We start from the raw sequence: 26,160 nt of genomic DNA, 5'->3' as shown, positions 1-26,160 counted from the left end.
CGCTAATCGTGAGCACTTCGATAGGTGATTGGTTTCTCCTTCGCTACGCTTTAACTGAAATCCGGAGATCGACAATGTCTACCACACCCAGCTTCGACCTCCCTGCCTCAAAATCGCTGTCGGACTACTCTGGCCAGAAGCTTTTTATCGAAGGGGAAGACTGGCACAACACGGCGATGCTGGGGTGGACCCCCTATCCGCTCGACCTGTACGCGGCTGGCTACAAGGATGCGGCCAATGCTCTCGTAGAGGCTCTCACTGAGCGCCGTGCTGCGCTGGACAGCGTCATCTATCCATTGGTGTTCCTTTACCGTCAGGGAATCGAGCTTGAACTAAAGCTCATCCTTCCATTGGCCCGGCGAGTGGCTGAACAGCCTACGGCCAAAGACCATCGCCACGGTCTTATGTCGTTGTGGAAGGAACTGAGAACCTTGGTCGAGGGGCTCGACACCGACGCTTCCGATTTGGAAATGCCGGTGGTTGAAGAGTTCATTAGGCAACTGGACGAGGTGGATCCCGGCTCCTTCGCGTTTCGCTACCCCACCGACAAGAAGGGTGAGGTTTCGCTGCCGGGCCTGGAGCGCATCAACGTGCGGCACCTTTCCGAAATCATGGACACGGTATTTTCTTACCTTGGGGGCACTTATTCTTGGCTCGGCGAGATGGAACAAGCGATCGGTGACTATTGATTAGGTGTTTTGTGGACGTTCACCAGTTGAAACCTAGGTTTTTGCGGAAGCGCCGACCGACGCGCGGTTTGTCCGGTCCAGCCTTGCCCCCAGCCCGTACGGTCGCTCTCCGTGGTCGCTCCGACCCGCGCCAGCTGGGAGCGATCAGCCTGCGGCCGCTGTAGCGCGCCTCCCTCCGAGCCGTTGGCGGCGATCGACGCTCGGTATAATCACTGTTCCAGGGCAACGGTCTTCCGCGATGACTCGCAGTCTGCCTACCTTCTACCTTCCGACCACGGCCGCCGCCGCCCGCGACTTCTTCAACACCGGCCGTGTTCCCGATGCCCCGGTTGAGCGTTCCGCGTTGATGGCCGCGCTTCTCGCGCTGCATACCGACATTCGGTCTCACGCAGCGCTTGGGGACGTGTTGCGAGACACGCAGGATTTTTTTTTCGGGCCAGGGCGGGACCGCGCGGCGGAAGATCTGAGTGGGCTGCGAAGCGAGCGCTTCTCGGCTGAAACCCTTGCCCAGGCCGTTGACTCGCTGGCCGACCAAGGGTTTTTCTTCGCCACGGAAAACCAAATGGCGCAAGGGCTTTGGCGGGGTGCGAACGGCCACTACACCGACGCATTCCAGGAGCGCTGTCGGGATACGTTGGTGGATCAGGAAGTATCCCTTGCTGACGACCGGGAAGATCCCGACGCAGACGAATACTTCGGGGGCGAGGAGGACAAGCCTCAATCGATCCGGGAACGGCGGATTCTGAGCTTGAACGGAACGCTTGATCAGGTGCGCGCTGCTACGGTGATCGCTGCCAACGCGTCCGATCCCATCACGATTTCAGCCACGGCCGGCAGCGGTAAGACGCACTTGATGCTGCTGCTCGCCGACAAGATCCGCGGCGGTTACACCCATCTCGCTCCTACAGAAGCTCACGGGCACGCCTTCAAGCACCGCGCCGGTCGCGGCGTCATCGCCAGTCGGACGTTGGCTAGCGTGGCCTATGAGGCGGCGGCGGCGCTGATCGACCGACTCGGAGGGACACGTCTCGTTCGCCCGCCGCGCATCGGTGACTCGAGGTTGTCCCTCGCCGAGCAAGCGAGCCGAGTCGGTCTCCCCCGAATCGGCAACAGCCAGCCGGCGGGGGTGCTTGCTGCCGTCTACTCGGCCCTTCGAACTTGGTGCTATCGGCCGGATGCCCAAATCCTCCCGCAGCACTTCGGATGGCGTCTGCAAACGGCGGAACGAGATGCGTATGTCGGCGCAGCGAGTCTGGTTTGGGATCGGCTGTTCGAACCCAACCATCCCCGCGAGCAACGGGTGCTTTCGTTCACTCTACCATTTGGTCAAGTGGCTGGACCTACAGGGAGCCGACCTGCCGTCGATGGGCACGCTCCTGATCGACGAAGCCCATGACTTGCCTGCTCCGTGGTACGGCCTGTTGCGGCGCTACCCCGGCGGATGGCTGGCTATGGGCGATCCCTACCAACGAATCACAGGGCGTGCCTCGCAAGTTCCAAACGCAAGGTCCCTCGTCATGACGCAATCCGTGCGCGCGGGTGTGCGGGTCGAGCCGATGATCCGGCGCACGATGGGGTTCCATGATGGCTGGCTGGTAGAGGGCGAGTTCCGGGGCTCGCGAAACCGAGCAACCCGATACCATGCTTATGAGCAGAATGCCGATCTTCCTTTGACCGGCCTTAGAGCCTATGGAAACGCTTGGGCGTTGCTGGAAGACGCCTTGCGCGTGAAGGCCAAAGGCGCTCAGTTCCGGATGCTCTCGGCTTCAGAAAAGGTGGTGGTCCAGATGGCAGAGGAAGCCATCCTGCTGCGAAAGTATGGCGATCGACCGACGCACTACCACCTGCGCCGATTCACTCAGTGGGATGAGTTCGCGGACCATCTCGCACGGACCGGATACGCCTCGCTGGTCCGGATGTTCGAGAAGGCGTTCTCTAACGACGATCTTAAGGTGCTGCGCAACGGACAGGCGCCTGATGGAGCGCAGCAACTGACGTTGGGATTATTGGAACACTGCAAGAATATGGAGTTCAGTCAGGTCGCCATGACCAAATGCTGCTTCACTTCTCCGAACGAGCGTCCCAAGAATGAACTCGTCAAAGGGGTCTATGTAGCGATGACCCGTGTCGAAAACGACTTGTGGATGCCAGGCGATGCGCTCGACCGGTTGTCCGACCAGTTGGGAAATCTGGACGACTATTCTGACGATTGAAAGCTTGCACTTAGGTGTGGGGCGCGGAGTCTGGCGCGCGCAGTATGTCCAGCCCAAGAGAAGGGTCGCTGTTGAAAAACAGCGTGCGCGCTTGCTCTGTGTGGAGGTCGTGGTAGGCGATGTGGAAAAATGATGGTGCGACCGTCTCGGATTTCAGCCGCCACGGAAAGTCGTCAAAAACGAACTCGGCCACCAAGCCCGAGAAGTCTTTTTCGTAGCAATCCGTCAGCACCTTAAGATTGGTCGACGGAAAACTGTCCTTGAAGGCGATGTTAAAGCGCGGGCGGAAATAGCGAATCATCGCAGCTTCGTAGAGTGAAACGAGTTCGTGGTAAGGCGTCTCGATCAACTTTGCCATGCCAGCGTTGGCACGAGCATTGTCGTCGTCGCTGGTTTGAGCGTGAGGGTTGATCACGATCATAACCCGGTTGTCCGAGAGCACTTCAACAAGCAGCAGCATGAGATCCCAACCCTCCGGCACGCCGTTCAGTGCGATTTTTTGAAGGGTTTCGTGTTTGATCAGGCGGTCTATGGCGTTTCGACCTCCGTCGGAACCATACGCCTGCCCGATGTAGAGAACTTCAAAATCCAGCGGCATCTTGTCGGAGAGACGGCTGGTCAGCCAAAGCGTGTCGAGTTCGTGGGTGGCGCCGTCCGCTTGGCGAATGAGAAGGCCATTGCTCGAATCAAAGTCCACACCGTCAGCCAGGCCTACCTCGACGACAGTGCGTTGCCCCAATGCAGACATCGGGATGTGCAAGACGCGGCCGCGCTGGTTGATGCTTCCCGCGCGCACTCGTGGTGCCAGGCCGATGAAGTAAACATGACATTTCTGGATCAAGTCGGCCAAAGGTTCCAGTCTGGCCTTTTCGTAGATAGCTGCGGCCGGAAGTGCGATGTAGCTGAGTGCGTAGGTGGAAATAGCATGCTCGATCTCGAAACGTTTCTCGCTGGGGTCCATTCTTGTGCGCACCTCTGCTACGGGTTGCCGTGGACGCCACAGCATTGAGCTTCGTAGAACGGAGCCACGCCGACCGACTGATCACCGACGGCGGGGAGCTGTAAGCCGACGGCCTGCTGGCCGTGCCATAAATCAGCGGACGAACGGTCCCCGCCTGCGGTTGAGAAACAGGCGCTCGCGCGGGCAGCGGTGCGTCCTCGTGCAGCTCAGAAGAACGCAGCGTGCCGCCGGCGTGAGCTGCTGCAGCACGTAGTCCTCCACTCCCTCGACCAAGAACGCTTCCGCGGCCTCGCGCTTGGCAAACGAACGCCGCTGGAGCCCGGTTGGCAGGAGCAGGGAGGCGTCGAAGCCGGGTTTGCCGCGGCGCAACGACACCTCGCCGAACGGTTGGATGCCGATCGGCAGCAGGCTGCTTCCGGAGCCATCGTGGCGCCACCGTGCGCGCACCATCATGGCAGTAGCCCGGCTTGGCGCAGCGCCGCAGTCGCGCCGTCGGAGAGCAGGTCCAGTACGCGCGTTTCGGCCTCGAGGACCAGCGCCTCGCGTGCGGCGCCGAGCGACGGGTGGTTACGGCCGCCGCTCGAGCTGTCGGTCCCGCCGAAGCGGGCGATCCACACGTTGCCTTGTGCCCAGGTTCGGCCGCGTTCGTGGCCGTCCTGCTCCAGGACCGAGTTCCTACCGTGCTCCCGCCAGGTCAGCGCGACCACCGCGCTCGTCATCCTTGCCATCGTTGTCCCCTACGTTGTCGGTACCCAGAGCTGAGCACTCTACGGGACGCTGTCTCACGGTCCGATACGCGTGCGGAAGATTCGCAGACGGGCCTCAGTCCTTGGCACCCAGCCTGCGACTACGCCCGCTGAAGCTCGAAGCCGGGCGCGGCTTGGCCGGGCCACAGCTCGTAGGCGACGTCGGGTTGGCTCCGGCCGCCGTTCCTGGGGCTCGAAGGGATGCCCAAGGCACGCGCCGCGGCGATGCTGAGCTCCCCGATCTTGGCGGCCGGTCCCCGGTCGGCGACCACGCAGTCCACCGTCTTGCCGTTGAAGCGAACGCGGGCGCGGCAGCCTCGCACGACGCCCGCCGTTTTCTGGACGATGAGCGGGGGCACCACGATGTAGGGCACGGTCTCCGAATCGACGTAGGCCGTCGGATCGGACGCGGGCACACCCGGGTGCCGATACCAGGTCATCGAGGCGATGACACCGCCCGGAAACACCTTCGGCTCGTTGTCGGCGTCGAGGATCACGATGCTGCGCGCCCAGGCGCGGGCGCACACGACCTTGCCACCGACGATCTTCATCCCGCCGTTGGCCAGCGCTTCCGTTCCGCTGTCGTCGGTTCGATACGCGGCCGGACCGCCGCCCTGGCCGTTGGCACCGTCGGCGTCGATGTCGGCATCCGCGATGAAGTGCACGCGACCGTCGTCGTCCTCGTGGACGTCGCAGGTGAAGTCGTCGGCCTCAATACGCCCCAGAATCTTGCTCATACGTTTCCCCTGTTGGAGCGGGCGTGCCGCTCGTGATGGCTACGGCGGTGCCGTCCCGGCTCCTTTCAGTGGCGCGACGGAACCATTTCTCCCGCCTTGCCCGAATTCCGATCTGAAACAGGCGTCGAGTCAGAGCGAGCTTTGGTTATCGGGTCGGCCTCGTGACGTCGCTCCATCCTCTTGAGGGCGAAATCTTGACCGAGGCAGTCCCTTCAATCGCGGTCTGATAGCTATCTCACTGACCCTCAGCCTTCTGGCACAAGTGCGCGAAAGAAATCTATTGATTTGTGATGCAGCTCACATTATACCCATCTCCAGGGTTGGCAAGGGGAAGGGCATGCGATCGTTTCTGGCTGCGGTTGCGCTTGCGATGCTCGGAGGTTGCGCTGCTTGGCAGCCGAAGTTCGATCCAAACGATTTGAACGACGCGCGACCCGTTGCCGATCCTCTTGTGGTCCGCGATGCTGAAGACGGCCTCCGCAAGACCCGTGCGCTACGGACCCTGACGGAGTCGGCCGCGAGCAACCGCCGGGACGCGACGTTTTACGCGTCCGAGGTCGCGTTCTACGGCTCACTTATTGCGGGAATCGGGGTTTCCACAGAAAGCATCGCTGCGACGAACACGGGTGGGGGGGCGGCGCTGCTGGCGACCCTGGTGCCCGGTCGCTATCAGCTGCCGAAGCAGCGCGAAGCGTTTTCCAAAGCGGCGGAACGGGCTGCCTGCCTGGAACAGAAACTCGTCGAGGCCGGGGTTTGGGAAGACGGGCAAGCACCAAAACCCGGAGGCGTTAAGGCGGCGATAGGCGCGGTTGCTCCTCCGCCCGTCCCAACGCCTCTCGATACCGCGCATGCCAACTTGCTAGCCGGTTTGAACGTTGCTGCTACTACCCATACGACCCTAGTTAAACGGGCAGCCCCCGTACTTGGCGGGGTTCCCGCGGCACCTCTCGTCGCGGCCAGCACGCAAGATATTCAGGACGCTCGGGAATCTCTCGATCAGGCAAACGCGGCGGTGCAAACGTTCGAAACGGATAAGACCACTTTAGTGTCGGCGACAACGGAAGCTCTGCGACTCATCGTGCAGAAACTTCAGGCCTCGCTGGACGCCGTGGAACTGTCAGGACTAACGCGCGATCAGGTCGTCAAGCTGATTGCAGAGGCTGAGAAAAAGAAGGACCAAGCAACGACGTCAGCCCGAAGCGTCGCCGCACTACAACAATCCGGAGAAGATGCCGCAAAGACCGCGGCGATCGCTGGAGCATTGTCGGGCTTTTCGGCCGAGTCACAGCTCTGCTCGGGTTTGTAGCGGGCCGCGATCGCCAGCTGTTTTCCCGAATGAGAAGAGGGAGCGAAATCGGCTCATGAGGTGGCCGAGCGCCGACACCAAGCAAAGACGCTGCTCAGACTGCCGCAACGGCTGGGTGCCTGCCAGTAAGGATGTGGGGGCAGGATTGAGATTGGTTGAACAGCTCCAGTTTCCTCTATGCCGGCCATATGTTCAGGATGGCTGAGAGGATGCGCCGTCTCGATGCACTACGTGAGGTGAGTTCGGTAAATCCGTTTAAGGCATGCCTTACGGCCGGCTTCGGCTTCGCGCAGTCTTGGCATTTGGAGAGATTTTCTAAAAGGAGCGTCACAGCTGTTGAGGCGGGTTCTGCGTCACTACCTATGCAGGAGATCACTATGCTTCAGGAATCCATCGCTCTTGGTGAGCTTAAGGCCACGGCTGCGATGGAGCGCAGAAGGGGGGCAGCGGTTACGCGCGCGCAGGCTCTCGAAGTGCGTGCTCGGCGAGAAGGGGCGGCCCTGGACAAAGTAGGGCGCGCGCCGTCTGCGGGTCTGCTAATCGCCGAAGGAGACTCGTGGTTTGACTACCCGTTCCACGACGTTCTGAAGGGACTGGAGGATCTCCACGGTTACGATGTCGAATCCGTCGCGCACAAAGGCGATCGCGTTGAGGACATGGCCTATTCGGATGGGCAACTGGATGAGTTCACACGGCGCATCGAAAAAATGATCCGGCGGGGAGACCGTCCCAGGGCAGTCTTGCTGTCGGGCGGTGGCAACGATATAGCGGGTGATGAGTTCGGAATGCTGTTGAACCACGCATTGTCGGCACGAAGCGGCCTCAACCGGCGCGTTGTGGAAGGGATCATCGACGAACGGCTCTACGATGCTTACGCAACCATCATCTCCGCTGTGACGGAGGTGTGTCAGCAGATGCTGGGCGACAAGATTCCCATTGTGGTGCACGGCTATGCGTATGCGGTCGCCGACGGTCGTGGATTTTGGGGTGGAGGCTGGATTCTTCCTGGGCCTTGGCTTGAGCCAGGGTTTGCTCAGAAGGGTTATGTCCATTTGGACCAGCGACAGCCATTAGTGCGGGAACTTATCGACAAGTTCAACGCGATGCTGCAGAAATTGAAAGCTGCACCTGAGTTCACTCACGTTCGTTACGTTGACCTCCGCGCAGATCTCCAGACATATCCAGAAGACTATGCGATTGCCTGGGCGAATGAGCTTCATCCTAATGCGCAGGGATTCGCTACGGTGGCCGCGCGCTTCGCCGAACAATTGCGAGAACTTTCGCCATGAAGAAAACGATGCATTCGCCCCGATCACTGTCTCTACGAGTGGCCAAGAACGCGTTTTTCGCAGACCTTGCTGAACAAGGCGTTTCTCCCGCTGCAATACGTGTACTTGATCAATCTGGAGCGCGAACGGCGCTGGACGCTCTTAGCCTTTTGCAAGCGTTTCCGATTCTCTCCGTCCATACGTCAATCAGTGCGCCAGAGCTTAGCAATCTCATAATGCGGTTGGATCGAAATGCGGCGCGCGCGTTTGCCACCAGCCTCGACAAGCGCGTTCGGCATGAGATCATTCTTGGAGCCAGTGCCCCGCCCGAGAGCCCTTGGCAGGACGGACGAGTTGTACCACTCGACACGGAAGAGGAGCCAGCCAATGCTGAAGCGCCACAGGAAGGCGGGGTTACTGTCGCGCGTTGCCTCCATTGGCCTGTTCGTGACCAAGGATCTCGTGGCACGTGCGTAGCTTTTGCAGCGACTGCCGTGCTTGAAATTCGAGAATGCCAGCAAGGCGCTCAGTTGGATTTTTCAGAGCAGTTTCTCTATCACGCCATCAAAACCAATACTAACGATGGGCATCCTGCCAGCGATGGAACCTTTCTTGAGTTCGCGCGCGACTCGATCCATGTGGATGGAATATGCGCTGAGTCGCTATGGCCTTACGCACCGAATCTCATAGCGAACAATGCGGGCCATACGGGGCTTGGGAATCCTACGGCCGTAGCGACAGCGGATGCCGCACGGCGCACGAGCTTGCTAAACCATGGAGTTGGCGCTACTCAAGGAAATGCGGCTTTGATCCTTGCTGAACTGCAAGCCGGGAGTCCGGTGGCCATCACGGTGCCTGTCTTCTGGGATCCACTCTCGAACCAAAATAACTGGAGCACTCCCACCAGTTGGAGTTACGGCGGTGTTATCGATCCCCCTCCGTCTTCCGTCGTGTCCGGTGGACACGCGGTTTGCGTAGTCGGTTTTGAACCTGACCTGTCAGAACCATTAGGCGGTTACTTCATCTTCCGCAACAGTTGGGGCGTAAGCTGGGGAGCAAGCCTGCCCGGCGGTGGTTACAAGGGGCCAGAGCCAGGCTACGGTCAGATTTCAGCGGCGTATGTAGACCGTTATCTGTGGGAGTCATTGACTTTTTGATCCCATGAATGTATTGGTGCTATCATATGGCTATGCATCTGTTAGAAGCTAACCCTAGTCTGTCATTCGAGCCGAAGTATCTGGGCCTGCGTGTCCGTGGCGAAAGTTTTGAGGCGCCTACTGAAGTGGTTCGAACTCTTCAGCGAATAGGGGTCAGGGCAGCGGAGAGCCTCATTCCCATGATGGATTCGATGCCCACGGCCTTTATTTCATACTTTCAGCTTAGTCCAGAACAATATGCCGACGCCCGGGAAGCACTCTGCGCATTCCTGTGGAGTAGGGGTGTGCGGTGGAGTTCCGTTAGGCGAGAGCAACGCGGCGGATTTGGTGCCCTGCCGCCGCCCGTAGCAGCGCGGCGCCCTTAACCAATAGGGCTGATGATAGCCTGGCCTTCTTTCCAGTCGCGATAAGGCCGATACCTGACGGAGCGTCGAGGGCGAGGGCTTCCTGTTCTCCCTGGTTACGGCACCCAAGCTAGGCGCGCTAGTGCGTCACCGGTACGTGCTGTGCCAACAGTTGGGTAATCCAGTCGATGAACACGCGCACTTTCCGGCTGACATGCTGGTTCCGCGGGAACGCCACATACAGCGGCATGGGGTCGAACTGCCATTCTTGGAACAGTGGCGTCAGCTCTCCACGCGCTGCGTGCGCCTTGGCCATGTAGTGCGGCAGCTAGAGCACGCCCAGCCGGCCACGCCCGCTAGGTATGCGTTGCCGTCGTCCACGGTGAGCACGTAGCCGCCCAGCACATGCACACTCTCCCCGTCGCGGCTCATAGCGTAGGGGAAGGCTTTGCTGGTGCGCGCCCAGCAGTAGCCCACGATGCGGTGGTGCGTGTTTTCCAGGGCCAACGGGTGCGTCGGTGTGCCGGCCCGTTGAAGGTAGCCCGGTGTCGCGTAGACGCTCAGCTGTAGTTCGCTCACATGGCGGGCCATCAGCGACTGGTCGGCGTGCGCACCGCCACCACGCAATCCACGTTCTCCCCGATTGGGGCCGCCATACGGTCGCTCACGCCCATGCCCAGCTGAAGTGGCGCTGGAAAGCCCGATGTTGCCAGGCCATATCCACTCCGACGAGCGAAGTTCTTGTTATGCAGACCGCCCTTGCGCGCCCTTCCGATGACGGTAGGCCGAGCGGCAGCGTTAGCCTGAGGGGCACTACAGGGATGGTCGGGGACGGTGCGGCGCGATGGGCTTCGGGGCCATCTGGTGGAGGTGCGCTCGCAATCTCTGGGCTGTTTGCCAGGCTATGCGGTGGGGCATTCGTTCGATCGCATGAGGCGGCAGTTCGACCACTGCCCGATCTCGCTCAGCCTCGCTCACATGCGGCGTCAGCTCATCGACGGCGGCGGTAGAACGGTGGAATAAAAAAGCGTTGAGTTGGTCGATACACTGCTGAACACGGGACAGCACAGCCAGTTCGTTGCGGAACAACAACGACGCGTCGCTCACGGGGACGATCTCCCTGACCATCTTATGCTGTCTGGCTTGGGCCGCTAGCCGTAGGAATTTGCTCCCCTTGGCTCGCGGGTCGCTGACCGGGATCAGTTCGCGAGCGATCTGAAGGTGACCATTAAGGACCGCCCATTCCAACGCGGCGCTGTTCCCGGCCTTAGGATCACTGACGGGGATGAGCTCGCGCACGACGTCGATGTGGCCGGCCGTCGCCGCTTCGATCAATGCATCGCTGTCCTGGACCCGAGGATCGCTGACGGGAATGAGTTCGCGCACGACATCGAGGCGGCCCGCTCTCGCCGCTTGCGCCAACGCCAGGCTGTCGCTGGCTTTCGGGTCGCATACCGGAAGGAGGGCGCGCACGGCTTAGATGTCGCCGCTTCGGGCCGCGGCGATCAGAGCCTGATTGTTGTTCTGCATCGAAGCGAAGCTCCTGTCCGGAAGTTCATGTTGGCGGTTTGGCAAACCTCTATTCAAGCAGCTTCCTCGTGCTTGGCAAGCAACCGGACGGCACCGTTCCGCCTCGACAAGATGGCCCGAGAGGGCTGGCCCGCAGCGCGACCGACGACGTTCGCGCGATCGGCAGCGGAGCCTCAATGCTTCGGTCGGCGCAGTTTCGTCGGGGGCTGGCAGGCAGCCGGTTCCTCGACAGCCAATGATCCGAATGGCGCAACGGCCCCACCGAATACGAGGGGAAGCTGGCGGGGGCGGCTGAGTCAGGTCATGGACGCAGCGAGCCCGCGGCGGCGGCGTTGAACCGCTGCGCAGGGGCGTGGGCCGGCGTGACCAACTACACAGCGATGAAGAATGTTGACACCCTACATCAAACGAAATACCCGGCGGCTTTCGCCGCCGGATTCACCACATCACTTCTCTTCGAAGTGGTGGTTGTTGAGGCTGGGCGGAAACCTCTCGTTTTTCTCCACCCGTTTATCGTGCGCCGAACCGGCGTAGGTGTTGTCGTTCGTGTCGCGATGTTGGCCATACGTCGCAGTTTTCGGACATTCCTGGCCGGACCAATACTTTGCTGCCATACTGATTCTCTCCTGCATTTCTAAGATTTCGGCGGACTAAAAGAACAGAACCTAGGTGCCGATGTGTCCTTAGGTGATAGAAACTATAATCTGATAGATGGATCAGATCAATATCTATTTTGTTAACCCCGCATTAAGGCGCTAACTTTCTTCTCTCATGGACATTGATCATCTGCGCTGGAGTGTCATCCAACGACTCGCCTTCATGGAGCAGCGCCTTTTTTGGACGGGGCGCTTCAACAAGAGCGACCTGATAGATCGCTTCTCCGTTTCGGGTGCTCAGGCCAATGCTGATGTGGCCTACTACCAACGAAGCGCTGACGGAAACATGGCTTACGACGCCGGGCAGAAAGCGTTCATCGCCAGCCCTGATTTCTCGCCGCGCATCATGGAGCCCGACGCTCGGGCCTATCTGAGCCAACTGCTTCTGCTTGCAGATGAAGCTATCAGTCTTCGTGAGACGTGGCTCGGCACGGTTCCATCGCATGCGGCTATTCCTAAAGTGCGCCGTCGATTGGACCCGCAGATTCTTCGCGCCGTTGTTCAGGCGATACACGGGCGCCGGGCGGTGAAAGTCGTTTATCAATCCCTGAGCAACCCGGAGCCTACTGAGCGCTGGATCGCCCCCCACGCTCTTGCTTTCGACGGATTTCGCTGGCACGCCCGAGCGTGGTGCTACACGCGGTCCACGTTTGTTGACATGGTTCTGGCCCGATTGCTGTCCGTAAGCGAAAGTCGTCCCGCTGAAATCGATGGTGCGCTCGACAGAGCCTGGAATCAGACCCAGATCCTGGAACTAGGGCCCCATCCAGATTTATCTGTGGCTCAAAAAAAAGCGATCGAGCGCGATTACGGGATGGAGAACGGCATGATTGAGGTGCCGATGAGAATTTCTCTGATCTATTATTTCGAGCGTCAGCTCTGCCTGGATATTCCCGGATTGCCGCCTGAGCGACAACAGGTTATTTTGTTAAATAGCGAAGAAGTGGAAAAATCCAAGCGAGGGTTCTAATTAACTTGTAGCCTGGGCGGGCGAAAGTAAGGTCAGTTGGGGGCAATCAGCTTGGTATCACGTGTGGGGGATCTGAAAATCACGACTCAGGTTAGTAACATAGTCCATAATGGGAGAGGTGCATAGTTTGAGATTATCCAAGGAAGAACTCGTTGCCGAACAAACCGTTGCGATGAGACGTAGGTTGCGCCCGTCATCACGGAGCGGTAACGAGGCGCATCGGGTCGGTCGGTATAAGGCGAGGTAAGCAGAGGGGCGGCCACTGGAGAGGGGTAGGGAACGTTCGTGGGAAGGTGCTGAACATTCATAGTCACAGTTCCACGTAACCATCGAACGGCGCCGACGTAGGCATCAGGTAGGTTTGTTCATGCTCCAGGACCTCGGCAATTGTCAGCTTCGGATGTTCCGAGTGCGCGCCGTTACACATCATCAAGCACTATGTTGCCAAGTACACATTGAGGTCGGCGAACGAAGCGAAGCGCTGTTCCAGCGTCGTCTGTCAGATCCGCCGTCGTGCGTCCTGGACGGTCTTCTCGACTCGGCCTTTCTCCCAGCCCGATGCCACATTGCAGAAGTCGGGGTCGAATAGATAGGGCGCCGACCCTCTTCTCGATGCATGCCGAGCAAAAAGGTAGATCAACCCTGCGATGCGCCCGCGGGTCACCGCTCAGCGGATCGCAGCGAGGCTCGGCGCGCACCTAACCTGTGTGCGCCCGGGGGATTCGTAGCTCGTGCCCCGAGTTCTAAACAGCGCCGCCAGCCGTATACCAGTGTGACATTGCTCGGAGACCGCATGCAGAATGGGTGGCATCCCCGGGGGCCGAGCTATTCACCCTGCGCCCGGCTGGCTCCGTTCGAGCCTTTGTCCTGGAGCTTCCTATGCGCCTGCTGCACACATCCGATCTGCATCTGGGCAAGCAGCTCTTGGGCCGTTCTCTAGAGCGGGCCCATGAACGCTTTCTGGCTTGGCTGCTTGAGTCGGTCGTCATCCACAACGTCGATGTGGTGCTGATCGCGGGCGACGTCTACGAAGTTGCCATGCCGCCCAGTTACGCCCGCAAGCAGCTCTACCGCTTCACGGATGCCGCCGCGCAGCAGCAGGTCACTACCGTCATTGTGGCCGGCAATCACGATTCGCCGGCAACCATCGCCGAGGCGGAGTGTCTTCTCGCGCGCGCCAAAACCTTGGTTATTGCCGAAGCCGGTCGGGAACCGCAACGCCAAGTACACGTACTGACACGGCGGGACGGCACTCCAGGTGCGGTACTGTGCGGCGTCCCCTTCATACGTCCGCGCGATGTGATGGTCAGCATCGCCGGACAGTCGCAAGAAGAACGCCAGCGCGCTTTCGCAAAGGGCATCACCGACCACTACGACACCGTCTTCGCCCTGGCGCAGGCGCGACGTGACGCAATGAATGGGAATCTTCCCATTGTGGCCACTGGCCATCTGGCCACCGTCGGCACCAGCCGCAGCGAGGCCATGCACGAAATTTATGTAGGGCTGCTGACGGCCTTACCGACGAATGCGCTTCCGCCAGCAGACTATGTTGCTTTGGGTCATATTCATCGCCCGATGACGCTCGGCGAGCGCGGACAGATCCGTTACTCCGGCTCGCCGGTGGCCGTTGCCTTCGATGAGCTGGCGTACGACAAGCAAGTGCTGCTGGTAGATTTTGAAGGCGGCACGCTCAAGGGTGTCGAAGCCTTGCCGGTGCCGACCTTCCAGCCTATGGCCCGCATCCGTGGATCGCTGGATGCCATGCCGGTGCTTCTCGCTGAGGTAGCTGTCCCGCACAGTGCCGATCACCCTCTCTGGCTTGAAGTTACCGTCGAGGTGGGAGGCTATGTGGACGACCTGATGCCGCGCCTGCGCGCGATGGCCGATGGGCTGCCCGTCGATGTGATCCGCGTATACCGGACCGCTGCTGCAGGCGAAGCGGAGGGCATCGCAACTCAGCCGCGCACCCTCCATGAGATGACCCCGCACCAAGTGTTCGAGCAGCTGCTTGTCCAGCGGGAGGACATAGCTGAAGAAAAACGCGACATCGTCAGGGCTCTCTTCGATCATGTGGCGAGCGAAGTTACCGCACCGGCGGAGGTAGCGACGTGAGGCTCCTGTCCGTCACTTTCGAGAACCTCAATTCACTGCGTGGCCGCCACATCATCGATTTCCGCTCGCCTGCCTTTCATAGCGGACTGTTCGCGATTGTCGGCGAGACCGGTGCGGGAAAGACCACCATCCTCGACGCCATATGCCTCGCGCTCTACCACTGCACGCCGCGACTAGGACTCATCACCGCCTCGGGCAACGAACTGATGTCGCGCAACGCTTCCCACTGCATGGCCGAGGTGGAGTTCGAAACGAGCGTGGGAGCCTTTCGTGCGACCTGGTCACAGAGTCGTGCGCGAAGGAAGCCCGACGGGGCTTTGCAACAGCCCAACGGCGAGCTGGCGAAACTGAGCGGCGACATCCTCACCAGCAGGCTCAAGGAAAAGCTGGAACAGACGGGCCAGATCGTCGGGCTCTCCTACCCACAGTTCACGCGTTCGGTGATGCTGACTCAGGGCGGGTTCGCCGTCTTCCTTCAGTCCGATGAAGGGGAGCGCGCGGACCTTCTGGAAAAGCTGACCGGCACGGAGGTCTACGGCGCCATTTCGAGTCGTGTATGGCAGACCACGTCCGAAGCGGGACGCCGTGCTGCGGACTTCAAGTTACAGGCAAGTGGGATCATTCTGCTGGGCGATGTCGATCTCAATGATCTGCATGGTCGCAAGAGCGAACTGCAGCAGCACCATGCGGAGCTTAGGCCTCAGTTGGATACCGCGCGCCGGGACATCGAGTGGCGGACCGCACTGGACAACGCGCTGAACGACTGCGCCAATGCCGAAAAGGTCTTGGCCCAGGCTGTGACTCTGCTCGAAGCGCAGGAGCCCGAGCGCCTGCGTCTGGTCGAAGCAGAACGCGCCGCGGGCGTGCGTCCGCTGCTCGCCGCGGTGAAAAGCGCCGGTGAACATTTCGAACGTCAGAGTTCACGCCATGCCGATCTGCTGTTGCGGCGCGACCAGAATGAGGAAGCCCGGTGCGTCGCTATCGGGCTCGCCCATCGCGCTGCTGGCACCGAGCTGGCGCGCGTCGATGCCAGGTATCGAGCGGCCGAGAACAGTCTTGCGGCACTTCAGGATCGCATCGATGCGATTTCCTACGGGCCCTTGCTCGACGAACACTTCGGCGTTTGGGAGGCAAAGGTCAACCTCCTGCAATCTGAGCGGCACAGCGAGATTGAAGCACTCAACGCGCACAGCACTGCCGTCTCGGCATTCGAGGCTGCAGCGGACGCTACCCAAGCAGCCGAGTCCGCCCTAGCTGCAGGTAGCGGCGAATGGTCTGAGGCGCAGAAAATCTTCCAGAAACTGGCACAGGCATTCGCAGAAGCCTTGAGCGTGGATACGGTCGCTGGCCTAGAAGAACAACGCGAGGTGTTGGTGGCTCGGCTGGCGGCGCTGACCGCACTGAGCGACGCCCGGCAGGTATGTCAGCGAAACGATGCTGACAGGACCGGACGGGAAGAGGCGATCGCTAAGCTGGCCGCACGCATCAAAGCGGGTCGGACAATCGTGGATCAGTGTGTCGAGATTCGAAGTAGCGCTGAGGCCACGTTGAAGGACAAACGCGAGAAACATCAGATGGCGTTGATGATCCGCAGCTTCGACGATCACCGTCGAGATCTGGTCGATGGCCACCCCTGCACGCTGTGCGGTGCGACCGAACATCCCTACGTGGCTACCGGCACGCTACCCGAGCCCAATGCCCTGCAGCGCGAACTCGACGTGGCCCAGGAGGAATTCGTTACGGCTGATGCCGAGTGGGTGCGGCTCAGCAGCGCCTTGACCGGCCTCGAAGGCCAGCACGAGAACGCAGCTGAGGAACTACGCTCGGTACGCAAAACACACGACGAAGCACGTCGGCAGCGAGACGCGCAGTCGGCACGACTTAGTATCTCCGCCGATGTTGATGTCGACGCCCTATGCGCTGCAACGGACGTGCAGCGATCGGAACTCGTCGAGCGCCTCCGCGACGTTCGGCAACGCGACTCGGCGCTTGGCGCAGCGCGCAACGCCGAGCACGAGAACGAGCGCAAGGTCGGCGTGCTGAGGACAGCACTTGCCGAGTGTGTTGGTCTGAGCAACCAGGCCAAGGAAAGGGTCGGCCTCTGCACGGAGAACGCCGGCAAAGCGCGCGCCAAGGTACTGCGGCTTGAGACGGAGATTTCTGACGTGCTGCCTGAAGGCCTTCCGGACGATCTGGATGGCTGGATACGGCAAAATCGGGACGCGCTTGCGGACTATCGTCAGACGCTGGCGCAAAGAGCCCAGGTCGAGACGACCTTGCCCGCATTCCTGGCGGCCCTTGACGCGGCACAACGGGAGCACGATAAGTGGCAGGCGAAATGGTCCGAACTCGATCGTAGCGCCATCGCTGAGTCCCTGGTTTCCCGGTCTATGGAGGAGTGCGTTGCGGACGTACAGGATCGCTACGAGCGCGCAACGAAGCTGTTTGGTGAAATCGAATCAGCTGCGCTCGGCGTCGCCGATGCGATCGAGCGTGTCGATGCTGCTCGCGGGACGCTGACGGAGGCCCTCGCATTGAGTGGGTTTGCATCGGCCCAGCAGGCAGAGGCTGCTCTGCTGCAAGCGGATGTCCTTGAGCGGATGCGGATGGAGATGGACGCCCTGGCGGACGGTCGAACCAAGGCCGATGGTGCATACGGCGAGGCCCGCCGACGCAGGGACGAACTGCGCAATCAAGCGCGCACGGAATCGGCGACTGACGAAATTTCCGCGCGGCTCAAACGAATCGAAGAGGCGGTAAATACTGCCTCTGCCGAACTTGGGCAAATCCAGCAGAAGCTTGAGACCGACGAACGAGAGAGGACTCGTCTTAGGGAGAAGCAGCAAGACGTTGATGCGGCCGAAAACGAACACGCGAACTGGCAGCATCTAAATGGCCTGATAGGGTCAGCCGACGGCAAGAAGTTCCGGCAGTTCGCCCAGGGGCTAACGCTCGACCATCTTGTGCGTCTGGCCAACGCGCATCTCTCGCGGCTGGACGGCGGCCGCTACTTGATCAAGCGCGGCAAAGCGTTGAACCTGCGAATGGTCGATAGCTGGGAAGGAGACGCCGAGCGCGATGCGAAAACGCTGTCTGGCGGCGAGTGCTTCCTGGTCAGCCTTTCGCTTGCCCTGGGCTTGTCGGATCTGGTCAGCCAGTCTACCTCGATAGACTCGTTCTTCCTCGATGAAGGATTTGGCACGCTGGACGACGGTGCGCTGAACATCGCGCTCGATGCGATGGAGTCGCTTCAGGTATCCGGAAAACTGATCGGCGTCATCAGTCATGTTCAACAGGTCAAGGAGCGGATTCCGGTTCAGATCCGCGTGGTGAAGGGCCGCCGTCAAGACAGCTGGATCGAACTGCCGGTGTGATCCGCGAGGGTGCGCGCCGATCTTGCGGTCTGCGAACTCACGCGGCGCTGGCGGACGGATTTTGCGTTAACGCTGGATGGCTGCGTGGGTGATGCACGGGTCGTTCTGCTAAGTTTCGCGCGTGTAGGGCTCGGCTGGATCATCAACTGCGAGGTTGTCCCAACACCAGCAGCTCGTCCTGAAGTTCTATTCGTTCTCGACGCTGCGCCTCCAACACTTGCGCGGTGGTCATGTCGCGCCAAGCTTGAGTAACCGCCGAAAAGCCCAGCAAGCGTGTCACCGCAGACGCCATCTCCGAAGGCTTCACGCCCAGGTTGCGCCGAACGATCTGCACAACGGCCTCCTCGATCTCTTCCGGCGCCACCCAGTCAGGCTTGCGGACGTCCCCTGCGTTCGATCGGTCACGTGCAACAACGGGAGCATCGGCGGCGAACAGGAACTCTCCGCGGCGGCGAATGCGTTTGGATCGCACCACGAGTGCGATGGCTTCCTCCACGGCCGCGCGAATGCGACCCCCGGCACGACCCATGCCCCACGCGTCGCGGATCCGGTTCAGGACCACGTCCACGTGCACCGGCCCCTCTTCCCCCACGACCGACTCGACCATGCCTCCCAGCAAAGCGGCAGGGACCGAGGGGATGTCGGGGTAGTTTCGCAGCGGATGGACTCGAGCCACGCGGTACGCGGGAGCGTCGGACGATTCGCCGCTTGCGCTTTCCAGCCCTATGTCGGTGACGTCCTCGCGATCGATCGTCACGACGTCGACCGGCACGGCCCGCGTTCGGCGCGCCGCGCTGCTGGCTGCCTCGCGTAGTTCGGCCTTGGCCGCTTCAATGGCCGCCACCAGCCGGCCCATTTCTTCGACGGGCCGATGCAGCCAGTCGAACGCCCAGATCCGATGCATCACCCAACCGTGGTCTTCCAGCACCGCCCGCCGCAAACGATCGCGATCGCGCGCCGATCGCGCGGCTTCGTAGGACCGGCCGTCGCATTCGATGCCGAGCACGTAGCGGCCGGGCAACTCAGGATCGGACACCGCCAGATCGATGTAGAGACCCGCGATGCCGACGCGTGGGTGCACGTCGTAGCCTCGCGCGCGCAGGCCGGCCGCAACTTGCGACTCGAACACATCCGGTACGCCTGCAGCTTCGGCACCGGCGAGGTCCATGCGGCCCGTGCGCGCAAAACGCAGGAACAGCTTGAACGCCACCACGCCCACCCCGCGAGCACGTTCCAGATCAATGTCGTCGTCCGTGATCGAGGAAAACACTTCGCAGCGCAGCTTGGCTCGGCTGATCAGCACGTTGAGCCGCCGCTCGCCGCCCTGGGCGCCCAAAGGCCCAAAGCGCATCGACATCACGCCTTGTGCGTTCTTGCCGTAGCCGACCGAAATGAACATCACGTCGCGCTCGTCGCCCTGCACGTTTTCGAGGTTCTTGACGAAGAACGGTTCACTGGGGTGCGCGTCGAAGAACGGTTCCGTATCCGGATGCTCCCGCCGCAGGATTTCAAGCTGGTCCAGGATCGCGCGCCGCTGCCGCACGGAAAACGTCGCCACGCCCAAGGATTGATCGGGACGGGAACGTGCGTGGCGCACGATGGCTTGGGCGACTTCTTTTGCCTCGATCGCGTTGGCGCCGGCGCCCGTTTCGAAAACCCCGTTGGGAAGGTGATGGAACGACAACCCCATGCCGGCTTCCGCGGTGTAGGGGCTCGGCACGATGATCAGACGGTTCTCGTAAAACTGGCTGTTCGAAACCGCGATCAGTGACTGATGACGGCTGCGGTAGTGCCAGCGCAGCATCCGCTGTGCCAAACCGCGCGCGCTGAACAGTCCAAGGATGCTTTCGACCACTTGGACGGGGGCGCCCGCGTCGTCGTCTTCGTCGTCCTCATCGCCCTCGATCGCCTTGGCGAAAAAGCGCGTGGGCGGGAGTTGCCGCTCGTCGCCGACCACGACCACCTGGCGGCAGCGCGCCACCGCGCCCAACGCGTCCACGGGCTGGATTTGGCTGGCCTCGTCCATCACCAGCAGGTCGAACTTCACCTGGCCAGCCGGCAAGAACTGCGCGACTGACAGGGGACTCATCATGAAGACCGGCTTCAAGGCCTGCACCGCGGGAGCCGCGCGTTGCATGAGCTGGCGCACGGGCAGGAGCCCGATCTTCTTGGCCATCTCGCCCCGGAGAATCCCGACGGGACCGAGCCCGCCGTATTTCGGCGGCAGCCTGCGGTGGTGCGCTTGAACGACATCGATCCGGCTGGCCTGCAGGCTTTCGCGATCCAGCGCGACGAACTCGCGCACCGATCGACCGTGCAGCTCGCCGTCGAACCGGGCCAGTTCGCCGTCCGCGCGGACCATGTCACCCAGCAACGCTTCGAAATACGCCATCTCGAACGCGGGCGGCGCTTCGTGATGAGCAAGACGTCCGTCTTCTAGGCGAGCCACCGCGTCGCTCAGCCCCAACTGACGCGCACGCTCGGCGCGTTCGCGGTAGGCGGTCCATTTGGACAGCTGTTCGCCGTTTTCCGACCACAGCGCGCACCGCGCCACGATTTCCGCCACTGGAGTCTGCTCGGCCGAAGCGACGCCGAACAGACTGACCGGACTGGCCCGCAAGTCCGACAGCAGCGCCGCGAATGCGGCGTGCCAGTGGGCCGCCGACGCGGCGGCGGCATCCGCCATCTCCATCGGCGCCGAGCGGGGTTCGAGCCTAGCCGCGAGCTGGCGCTCGTCCGCGTGGTCCTTGATCCATGCCGCCGCCGCCGCGCAGGTCGGCCAATCCGTTTCCGATCCCCGCCACCAGGTGCCGAACGCGCACGATCCGAGCTCGCTCTGCGCGTCGATCAACCCGGCGTGCCGCTGCGCGTCGTGGACCCGTGCGAGCACCGCGCGCCGATCCGTCGCGGTCACTTCGGGCTGGGTGAGCACCTGGCGCGCGACGGCGTCGGCTTTCGCGACCGCGGTCGCTCTCGCGAGCAGGCCCGACAAGCGTGCGGTCGTCGCCGACGTGGCCTCGTCCGCATCCTGCGTCGCGCTGGCGCCCAAATCGTTCCAGAACGCCTCCAGCTGCGGACGGATGTCGTTCAACATGCGGTGCACGCGCGTGGTGCGAGCGCCAATCTCCGTGCGGTCCGGCAGGCGAGCGGCGATCAGGCGCGGCGCGGCACCGAGCCCGCGCAAGCTTCGCATCCAGGCAACCAGAGCCTTTAGCGGGGCGGAGCGCGAGTGCTCTCCGTGCCAGTCCGCGCCGAACGCGGTACTGCCGAGGGACTGGCCCTCCTTGACCGCCGCAAGCGCCCCGCGTCCCTCTTCAACCATGTCGAGAAGGTCCAGCAGTTCCTGAGCAGGCGCTTTGGGATCGCGCACCAGGGAGCGCAGCAGGGCGTTCGCGCGCCGCCAGTCACCGCTGAGCCAGCGGAAGAAGCTCGTGCCCTTCAAACGAACCAGTTGCCGCTCGCGACCGGTGTCGGTGGTCCAGGCCGCGGCCACCACCCTCGCGCCGACCGCTTTCTTGACGTCTTCGACCTTGGCGACCGCATCGGCCAACCGAGCCGCGACCTCGATCCCGTTGTCCCAAATCGCGGCCGCGAAAACCTCCGGACTCGCGTCCGGTGCTGCCGCCACGCGCTGTCCGGTGACCGCCGCTTTGCCGATCGCGGCCAGGGTGTCCACGGCGCCCTCGAGCCCCAACTGACTTTTCAGCCGTCCCGCTTCGATGATGAACGCGGGCAGCGCTTCGGCCAGCCAGCGGCCGCGCGCGAACGCGTCAGGGCCGAACGTCTCCGGCAATACGCCCAGCGTCTCCAGCACCGCATCGAGCGGCACCTGGGTGCTCGGGGAGCGAACGTGTGCCGCCAGCCCGACCTCAAGCTCCCGATGCGCCGCACCGAGAGCCAGCAACGCGTCGACGTCGGCCCGATGTTCCTCCCAAACCGAATGGCCCAACGCGGTGCCTTCGAGGGCTGGTGCTGAAGCGACCCGGTGGGCGAGGGCGCGCAACGGTTCCAGGCCTGCCGTCGCGGTCGGCGCTTCGCGATCGAGCAGCCGTGCAACGTCCTGCATTCGGTCCGCCACGGTCTGCAGATCGGTCCCCAGGGTTCCGACCCGATCGAGCAGACGGCTCAGTTGGTTCGGGAGGACAGCATCCAACGCCGTCCCGCGCCACGGGTGCTCGGCGGGCAGACCGATCAGCGCCACGCGCTCGCTCAACTCCTTGATCAGCGCGCGGCGTTCCTTGAAGCCGTCCGCCGACCAGGCCGCGGGCTCGGCCAACGCGAGGTCGTTCGGGGCCACCCCGTCGTCGCGAAGTCGCACCAACTGGCCCACCACGTCGTAGGGCGAGAGTTCCGCCCGTTCGTGGGGGCGATGCAGCCGATCCACGTGGCTGTTCAAGGCGTCGCGAGCGGCGGTCAAGCGGCGCAGCAACGACGACATCGCGGCGCCCTTGGGCGACCCCAGCTCCCACGTTCGGCGAAGTTCGTCCAGAACGCGGCGTTTGTTGGTCTTGTTGCTGTGCAACTCAAGGCACGCGTCGCCGACCCCCGTGGCGTCGAGCCTCCGCTTGACCACGTCGAGGGCCGCCATCTTCTCGGCGACAAACAGCACCGTCTTGCCATCGGCGACCGCCCCCGCGATGACGTTCGCGATGGTTTGCGACTTGCCGGTGCCCGGTGGGCCCTGGATGACCAAGTTCCGACCCTGACGGACGTCATGAACCGCGAGCGTTTGCGAGCTGTCGCTGTCGACGATGTGCCGCAGCGATTCCGGCGGTAAGGCTGGATCGATGGGCGCGTCATCCGGCAGGCCCGGTTCCGGAGCGGGAAAACCGTCGCGGAGCAACGAACGAATCAAGGGCTGATCGGCCAGCGGACCGGACGCCGGCCAAGCCTCGGGCGACAGATCCCGATACATCAGGAACTTCGAAAACGAGAAGAACCCCAGCACGATGTCGTCGGTAGCGACCTCCCATCCCGCCTTGGACGACACCGCGTCGCGCACGGCGGCGCAGTAGGCATCGATGTCGAAGTCGTCCGTCGCTTCGAACGCCGGCAACTTGAGCAGGTGGACGATGTCGACCATGGCTTCCAGCGACAGGTTCGACGAGGGGTCTTCCTGCCGCCACCGCAGCTTGAACCGGTCGCCGGCCGTCGCGCGGTCGAGCGACACGGGCACCAAGATCAGCGGCGCGTAGCGCACGTTCGCCGCGTTGTTGGGATCGATCCACTTCAGCGTGCCCAAGGCCAGGTAGAGCACGTTGACGCCCTGTTCTTCCTCGAGCGTGCGAGCGTCGAAGAACAGCGTCAGCAGGCGCTTTTGGAGCCCTTTCGACGTGAGCCGGGTTTGCAGGCGCGTGTCGGCGTGCCGGTTGGCCACGCCCCGAACGTCGACGCCGTCGTCCTCCGGCTGAGCCAGATCGGCGATTTCGTCGGCGTCGTTGATGTCGGTGCCGTCGCCGGCAGTGCGGCCGGGCATGAACGTCAGCGCTCGCGACTCCTTGACCAGCAGGCGGAACACCTCACCGGCGCGCTCGTCGACGATTTCGATCAGGTTCCCGCTGCGGGATTTCGATCGAGGGATGTTCAGAAGCCGGTTGCGCGCGGAGAGGTCCAGCAGGCGCAGCCGTGCCTTCTCAAGCTTGGCGTCGATCGGCAGGGCGCTCTGAAAAAAGCCGGAATCCGTTTCGTGCGATGGGACGACGCTATCCACTTAGGCTCGCTCCTGAGATCCGCTGTCCACGATCAAATTGCGTGATTGTGGACTCGCTACGATGGTCTGCAACCGATCGATGATTTCTGTCACGTCGAGTCGAGTTCTCCCACTGCCTTCTCCCGCGACGGCAGCGTGCATGCAGACCGAGCACGGGTGCCTGCGAGAGCAGGCATTAGCATGCAACTCAAGCAAGCGTGCAGGACTATCGGCGACGATCAAGCGGGATCTTGGTCCGAAGCGCTGAGCAGCAGCGATCGGAGCGGGGCGCGAGACTCGACGAGTCACGTGCCAAGGTCCTCGGTGGGGGCGACAAGTAGCGCGATTCAAATCGGTTCCGCAGGGCCGCCTCCGTCAATACGCGTGGGGAGTAAGCGGTGCTGTCTGCATGTCGGTGCGCACAGCGAGGAAGTTCGGACAGCCTTGACTGGGCTTTCGAATCAAAGGGCTGGTCGGCGAAGGAACCACGGGCATTCAGCCCGGGGGGCGATGGTGCTGTCCGGCAAGTCGTTGTTTCCAAAGCGGTCGATTTCCACCGTCGAAGGCTATTTCAAACGAGCCGCCTCCAATCAGCGCACGATCTGCGACCCTGACGTGTTGCAATCGCGGCGGAACTAACCTATCAAAGCATTGCTCTGAGGGGAGCGACATGAAAAATCAGCGCGAATCCGCATCCAGTAAAGGCTCACGAATCCGTGAAGAAGTCTTTCAGGTGAAGGGCGACGGAACGATCGAGGTGAGTCGAAGCGCCTTGCACGACTCGAACGGCTATCGGGAGCAGGTGGCTGCACTCAAGCAACTCTCTGCTTTGATCAACGTGCGCGACAAGAAGCGGTGACTGCTGCGGCGGTCGCAGCTTTGCTGATCGCCAGTGGCTACATATGGTTGCGCATCTGGCTGTTGAGCAAGACTGTTCTTGTTCGGAGCGACAGCAACAGCCTTTACTTCCTGGTGGTTGTGGCCGCTTTCGTGTTGGGCTGGGCCACGTATGGTGCTTGCGTGGGGATTTCCCGCATACCGATCGCTGGCCACGCGATCGCTGAGGCGGCTACCCGGATCGCAAAGCCTCTTGTTCCAGACGGTTCAACGCCGACTGCGATGGCGGCTGCACCCGTGGCGCAAGAAAAACTTGTGCGCCTGGCTTTGCTTGCGACCGTTGCTCCCGGCGTCGCTTGGGTGCTTGCTCTTTTGCTGAATATTCCTCTGCGTCGAAGCGCATCGTTGTCCAATCGCCTCATTACGAGGTTGCGGTCAGCAGGGGAGCTGGACTGTTTGGTTGCCGAGGCTGCTCGCAGGAAACAACCGGTTATGTTCACGACCGGATCTGGAAAAGTTTACATTGGCTTCTGCCTAGAGTTACCGGATTCTGGGCCCGCCCGCGATTGGATCCGGCTCGAACCAGTTCTGTCCGGCTATCGAGACGAGCAACAGAGGTTCGAGCCGACGACGCCCTACGGATTCATCCACGATCTGCCTTCGCGCAGCGAGAGCCCCAACGCTCGACTCTGCATTGAAGATTTTGATATTTACGTCGCTGCGTCGGACATCAAGACTTTCCACATGTTCGACATCGTGACGTATCTGCAGCATTTCAGAGGGCCTGACCTAGCCACAGAATCGCCGATAGCGATCAATCCGGTCGAAAACCGCCGGGTTGGACCGAGAGCTGTGCAAACGGCAATCACTAAGGCGGAGTGGATTTATCTTTCCTATGTGGTTGCCGTGATCGTCGCACCCTTCTCATTGCTCTTCTCGCCATGGCTTTTCCTACTCATCGCCGCTATGGCTTTGCTGGCCGGACGAGCCGCTTCACGCCCTGAAGACGATCCGATTGCCGACGCGCCGGACGCATCTTCATAGCCACTCGGGAGACCGAACGAGAGCGGGCGGTTGTGGGACGTCCTGTTCATGGCGCCGGTGGCCACTCGGGCTGCCGCGCGGCGCGGTAAATGGGATCGAGTCACCTCGAACTCTTCGTGGTCACGCGAGGAGGCGAGGTGCCGGAGCGGACCCAAGTGGACCTGCACGTCGGGCCGGGGAACCAGGGCGAGCCGGTGGTCACGATCATGGAACCGGGCGAGGACTGAGCCTGGCCGCTTGATCGGAGGGTAGAGTCTGGAGTGACGCCCACGTCCTGTGCGTCGAAAGGACACCGGCGGGCCTAGGTATCCCTCGGCGTGTCCTTTTCGAGCTGTTACGCACCATCTCGTTGGCGGATCTGACGCTGCCATGTAGCCCATCCGTCCATCGGAGCCGAGCATTCGCGGCTATTGGAATCCGTTGGCGAAAATGCCGTTGTTCACAATGCGAACGTCGTCGAGGTTGAGGGTGGAGGAGGCGGAAGCAGCGGCGTTGTTCCACTCGAATCGCAGGGTGCGGGGAAAGCC

The 26,160-nt window shown here is 61.8% G+C and carries 19 protein-coding genes and 1 pseudogene; 11 read left to right on the top strand and 9 right to left on the bottom strand.

Annotation, left to right across the window (positions count from 1 at the left end):
- The first annotated feature begins 74 nt into the window (after positions 1 to 74).
- The 3 genes from DFR29_RS27685 (at position 75) to DFR29_RS27675 (ending at position 2,902) form a co-directional block, all read left to right on the top strand.
- A complete protein-coding gene (locus tag DFR29_RS27685) occupies positions 75 to 689 on the top strand; it encodes a hypothetical protein (RefSeq protein WP_133821888.1) in 615 nt (204 codons plus the stop codon).
- A 238-nt stretch (positions 690 to 927) separates the two neighbouring features.
- Positions 928 to 2,085 (top strand): hypothetical protein, encoded by a 1,158-nt coding sequence (locus DFR29_RS27680; RefSeq protein WP_133821887.1) that lies wholly within the window; start codon positions 928 to 930, stop codon positions 2,083 to 2,085.
- On the top strand, positions 2,054 to 2,902 hold the full coding sequence (locus DFR29_RS27675) for a DEAD/DEAH box helicase (protein WP_133821886.1): 849 nt from the start codon (positions 2,054 to 2,056) through the stop codon (positions 2,900 to 2,902). The genes DFR29_RS27680 and DFR29_RS27675 overlap by 32 nt, the downstream gene beginning before the upstream one ends.
- A gap of 10 nt (positions 2,903 to 2,912) precedes the next feature.
- Here DFR29_RS27675 and DFR29_RS27670 read toward each other — a convergent pair whose 3' ends face one another.
- The 4 genes from DFR29_RS27670 to DFR29_RS27655 form a co-directional block, all read right to left on the bottom strand.
- The gene (locus tag DFR29_RS27670) at positions 2,913 to 3,863 is read right to left on the bottom strand and encodes a hypothetical protein (RefSeq protein ID WP_133821885.1); all 951 of its coding nucleotides are present in this window, start codon (positions 3,861 to 3,863) and stop codon (positions 2,913 to 2,915) included.
- Positions 3,864 to 3,995: 132 nt separating this feature from the next.
- A complete protein-coding gene (locus DFR29_RS27665) occupies positions 3,996 to 4,316 on the bottom strand; it encodes a hypothetical protein (protein ID WP_133821884.1) in 321 nt (106 codons plus the stop codon).
- The gene (locus DFR29_RS27660; protein WP_133821883.1) at positions 4,313 to 4,591 is read right to left on the bottom strand and encodes a hypothetical protein; all 279 of its coding nucleotides are present in this window, start codon (positions 4,589 to 4,591) and stop codon (positions 4,313 to 4,315) included. The genes DFR29_RS27665 and DFR29_RS27660 overlap by 4 nt, the downstream gene beginning before the upstream one ends.
- A 119-nt stretch (positions 4,592 to 4,710) precedes the next feature.
- On the bottom strand, positions 4,711 to 5,346 hold the full coding sequence (locus tag DFR29_RS27655) for a glycoside hydrolase family 75 protein (protein WP_133821882.1): 636 nt from the start codon (positions 5,344 to 5,346) through the stop codon (positions 4,711 to 4,713).
- 337 nt (positions 5,347 to 5,683) lie between these two features.
- Here DFR29_RS27655 and DFR29_RS27650 point away from each other — a divergent pair, with 337 nt between their 5' ends.
- The 3 genes from DFR29_RS27650 (at position 5,684) to DFR29_RS27640 (ending at position 9,077) form a co-directional block, all read left to right on the top strand.
- Positions 5,684 to 6,652 carry a hypothetical protein gene (locus DFR29_RS27650; protein ID WP_133821881.1) on the top strand — a complete coding sequence of 323 codons (969 nt, stop codon included), beginning with the start codon at positions 5,684 to 5,686 and terminating at the stop codon, positions 6,650 to 6,652.
- A gap of 377 nt (positions 6,653 to 7,029) precedes the next feature.
- Positions 7,030 to 7,941, top strand: a complete 912-nt coding sequence (locus DFR29_RS27645) for a GDSL-type esterase/lipase family protein (RefSeq protein ID WP_166654393.1) — start codon at positions 7,030 to 7,032, stop codon at positions 7,939 to 7,941.
- On the top strand, positions 7,938 to 9,077 hold the full coding sequence (locus DFR29_RS27640) for a C1 family peptidase (RefSeq protein ID WP_133821879.1): 1,140 nt from the start codon (positions 7,938 to 7,940) through the stop codon (positions 9,075 to 9,077). Before DFR29_RS27645 ends, DFR29_RS27640 begins: the two co-directional genes overlap by 4 nt.
- Positions 9,078 to 9,560: 483 nt before the next feature.
- Here the strand turns inward: DFR29_RS27640 and DFR29_RS30610 are convergent, their stop codons facing one another.
- From DFR29_RS30610 to DFR29_RS29500, 3 genes are all read right to left on the bottom strand, one after another.
- The gene (locus DFR29_RS30610) at positions 9,561 to 9,737 is read right to left on the bottom strand and encodes a type 2 periplasmic-binding domain-containing protein (protein ID WP_425598900.1); all 177 of its coding nucleotides are present in this window, start codon (positions 9,735 to 9,737) and stop codon (positions 9,561 to 9,563) included.
- A 497-nt stretch (positions 9,738 to 10,234) separates the two neighbouring features.
- Positions 10,235 to 10,894: an ankyrin repeat domain-containing protein gene (locus tag DFR29_RS27630; RefSeq protein WP_133821878.1), complete on the bottom strand. Its 660-nt coding sequence runs from the start codon at positions 10,892 to 10,894 to the stop codon at positions 10,235 to 10,237.
- A 503-nt stretch (positions 10,895 to 11,397) separates the two neighbouring features.
- The gene (locus tag DFR29_RS29500; protein ID WP_166654392.1) at positions 11,398 to 11,565 is read right to left on the bottom strand and encodes a hypothetical protein; all 168 of its coding nucleotides are present in this window, start codon (positions 11,563 to 11,565) and stop codon (positions 11,398 to 11,400) included.
- Positions 11,566 to 11,722: 157 nt separating this feature from the next.
- Between DFR29_RS29500 and DFR29_RS27625 the strand changes: the two genes are divergently transcribed.
- Positions 11,723 to 12,577 carry a BrxR family transcriptional regulator gene (locus DFR29_RS27625; protein WP_133821877.1) on the top strand — a complete coding sequence of 285 codons (855 nt, stop codon included), beginning with the start codon at positions 11,723 to 11,725 and terminating at the stop codon, positions 12,575 to 12,577.
- 316 nt (positions 12,578 to 12,893) lie between these two features.
- Here DFR29_RS27625 and DFR29_RS30605 read toward each other — a convergent pair.
- Positions 12,894 to 13,175: pseudogene (locus tag DFR29_RS30605) on the bottom strand (IS21 family transposase); the annotation flags it as partial.
- 281 nt (positions 13,176 to 13,456) lie between these two features.
- Here DFR29_RS30605 and DFR29_RS27620 point away from each other — a divergent pair.
- Together DFR29_RS27620 and DFR29_RS27615 are read left to right on the top strand one after the other, a co-directional pair.
- A complete protein-coding gene (locus tag DFR29_RS27620; protein ID WP_133821876.1) occupies positions 13,457 to 14,689 on the top strand; it encodes an exonuclease SbcCD subunit D C-terminal domain-containing protein in 1,233 nt (410 codons plus the stop codon).
- On the top strand, positions 14,686 to 18,063 hold the full coding sequence (locus DFR29_RS27615; protein WP_133821875.1) for an AAA family ATPase: 3,378 nt from the start codon (positions 14,686 to 14,688) through the stop codon (positions 18,061 to 18,063). The genes DFR29_RS27620 and DFR29_RS27615 overlap by 4 nt, the downstream gene beginning before the upstream one ends.
- Positions 18,064 to 18,205: 142 nt before the next feature.
- Here the strand turns inward: DFR29_RS27615 and DFR29_RS27610 are convergent, their stop codons facing one another.
- The gene (locus tag DFR29_RS27610) at positions 18,206 to 23,773 is read right to left on the bottom strand and encodes a DUF3320 domain-containing protein (RefSeq protein WP_133821874.1); all 5,568 of its coding nucleotides are present in this window, start codon (positions 23,771 to 23,773) and stop codon (positions 18,206 to 18,208) included.
- A 649-nt stretch (positions 23,774 to 24,422) separates the two neighbouring features.
- Between DFR29_RS27610 and DFR29_RS27605 the strand changes: the two genes are divergently transcribed.
- Complete coding sequence (locus tag DFR29_RS27605) at positions 24,423 to 24,611, top strand: hypothetical protein (RefSeq protein ID WP_133821873.1); 189 nt, start codon at positions 24,423 to 24,425, stop codon at positions 24,609 to 24,611.
- Positions 24,608 to 25,633, top strand: coding sequence for a hypothetical protein (locus DFR29_RS27600; protein WP_133821872.1), 1,026 nt, complete (start codon positions 24,608 to 24,610; stop codon positions 25,631 to 25,633). The genes DFR29_RS27605 and DFR29_RS27600 overlap by 4 nt, the downstream gene beginning before the upstream one ends.
- The last annotated feature ends 527 nt before the right edge of the window (positions 25,634 to 26,160 follow it).

The organism is Tahibacter aquaticus, assembly GCF_004363655.1.
In the GTDB taxonomy this organism is placed as follows: Bacteria; Pseudomonadota; Gammaproteobacteria; order Xanthomonadales; family Rhodanobacteraceae; genus Tahibacter; species Tahibacter aquaticus.
Note: the sequence above shows the minus strand (reverse complement) of the source record. Positions and strands in the feature narration are given on the sequence as shown.

Coding starts and splice junctions, on each gene's coding strand:
- DFR29_RS27605 (WP_133821873.1), top strand. CDS start 24,423: ATGAAAAATCAGCGCGAATCCGCATCCAGTAAAGGCTCACGAATCCGT.
- DFR29_RS27640 (WP_133821879.1), top strand. CDS start 7,938: ATGAAGAAAACGATGCATTCGCCCCGATCACTGTCTCTACGAGTGGCC.
- DFR29_RS29500 (WP_166654392.1), bottom strand. CDS start 11,565: ATGGCAGCAAAGTATTGGTCCGGCCAGGAATGTCCGAAAACTGCGACG.
- DFR29_RS27670 (WP_133821885.1), bottom strand. CDS start 3,863: ATGGACCCCAGCGAGAAACGTTTCGAGATCGAGCATGCTATTTCCACC.
- DFR29_RS27620 (WP_133821876.1), top strand. CDS start 13,457: ATGCGCCTGCTGCACACATCCGATCTGCATCTGGGCAAGCAGCTCTTG.
- DFR29_RS27660 (WP_133821883.1), bottom strand. CDS start 4,591: ATGGCAAGGATGACGAGCGCGGTGGTCGCGCTGACCTGGCGGGAGCAC.
- DFR29_RS30610 (WP_425598900.1), bottom strand. CDS start 9,737: ATGGCCAAGGCGCACGCAGCGCGTGGAGAGCTGACGCCACTGTTCCAA.
- DFR29_RS27665 (WP_133821884.1), bottom strand. CDS start 4,316: ATGATGGTGCGCGCACGGTGGCGCCACGATGGCTCCGGAAGCAGCCTG.
- DFR29_RS27655 (WP_133821882.1), bottom strand. CDS start 5,346: ATGAGCAAGATTCTGGGGCGTATTGAGGCCGACGACTTCACCTGCGAC.
- DFR29_RS27675 (WP_133821886.1), top strand. CDS start 2,054: ATGGGCACGCTCCTGATCGACGAAGCCCATGACTTGCCTGCTCCGTGG.
- DFR29_RS27685 (WP_133821888.1), top strand. CDS start 75: ATGTCTACCACACCCAGCTTCGACCTCCCTGCCTCAAAATCGCTGTCG.
- DFR29_RS27625 (WP_133821877.1), top strand. CDS start 11,723: ATGGACATTGATCATCTGCGCTGGAGTGTCATCCAACGACTCGCCTTC.
- DFR29_RS27650 (WP_133821881.1), top strand. CDS start 5,684: ATGCGATCGTTTCTGGCTGCGGTTGCGCTTGCGATGCTCGGAGGTTGC.
- DFR29_RS27680 (WP_133821887.1), top strand. CDS start 928: ATGACTCGCAGTCTGCCTACCTTCTACCTTCCGACCACGGCCGCCGCC.
- DFR29_RS27645 (WP_166654393.1), top strand. CDS start 7,030: ATGCTTCAGGAATCCATCGCTCTTGGTGAGCTTAAGGCCACGGCTGCG.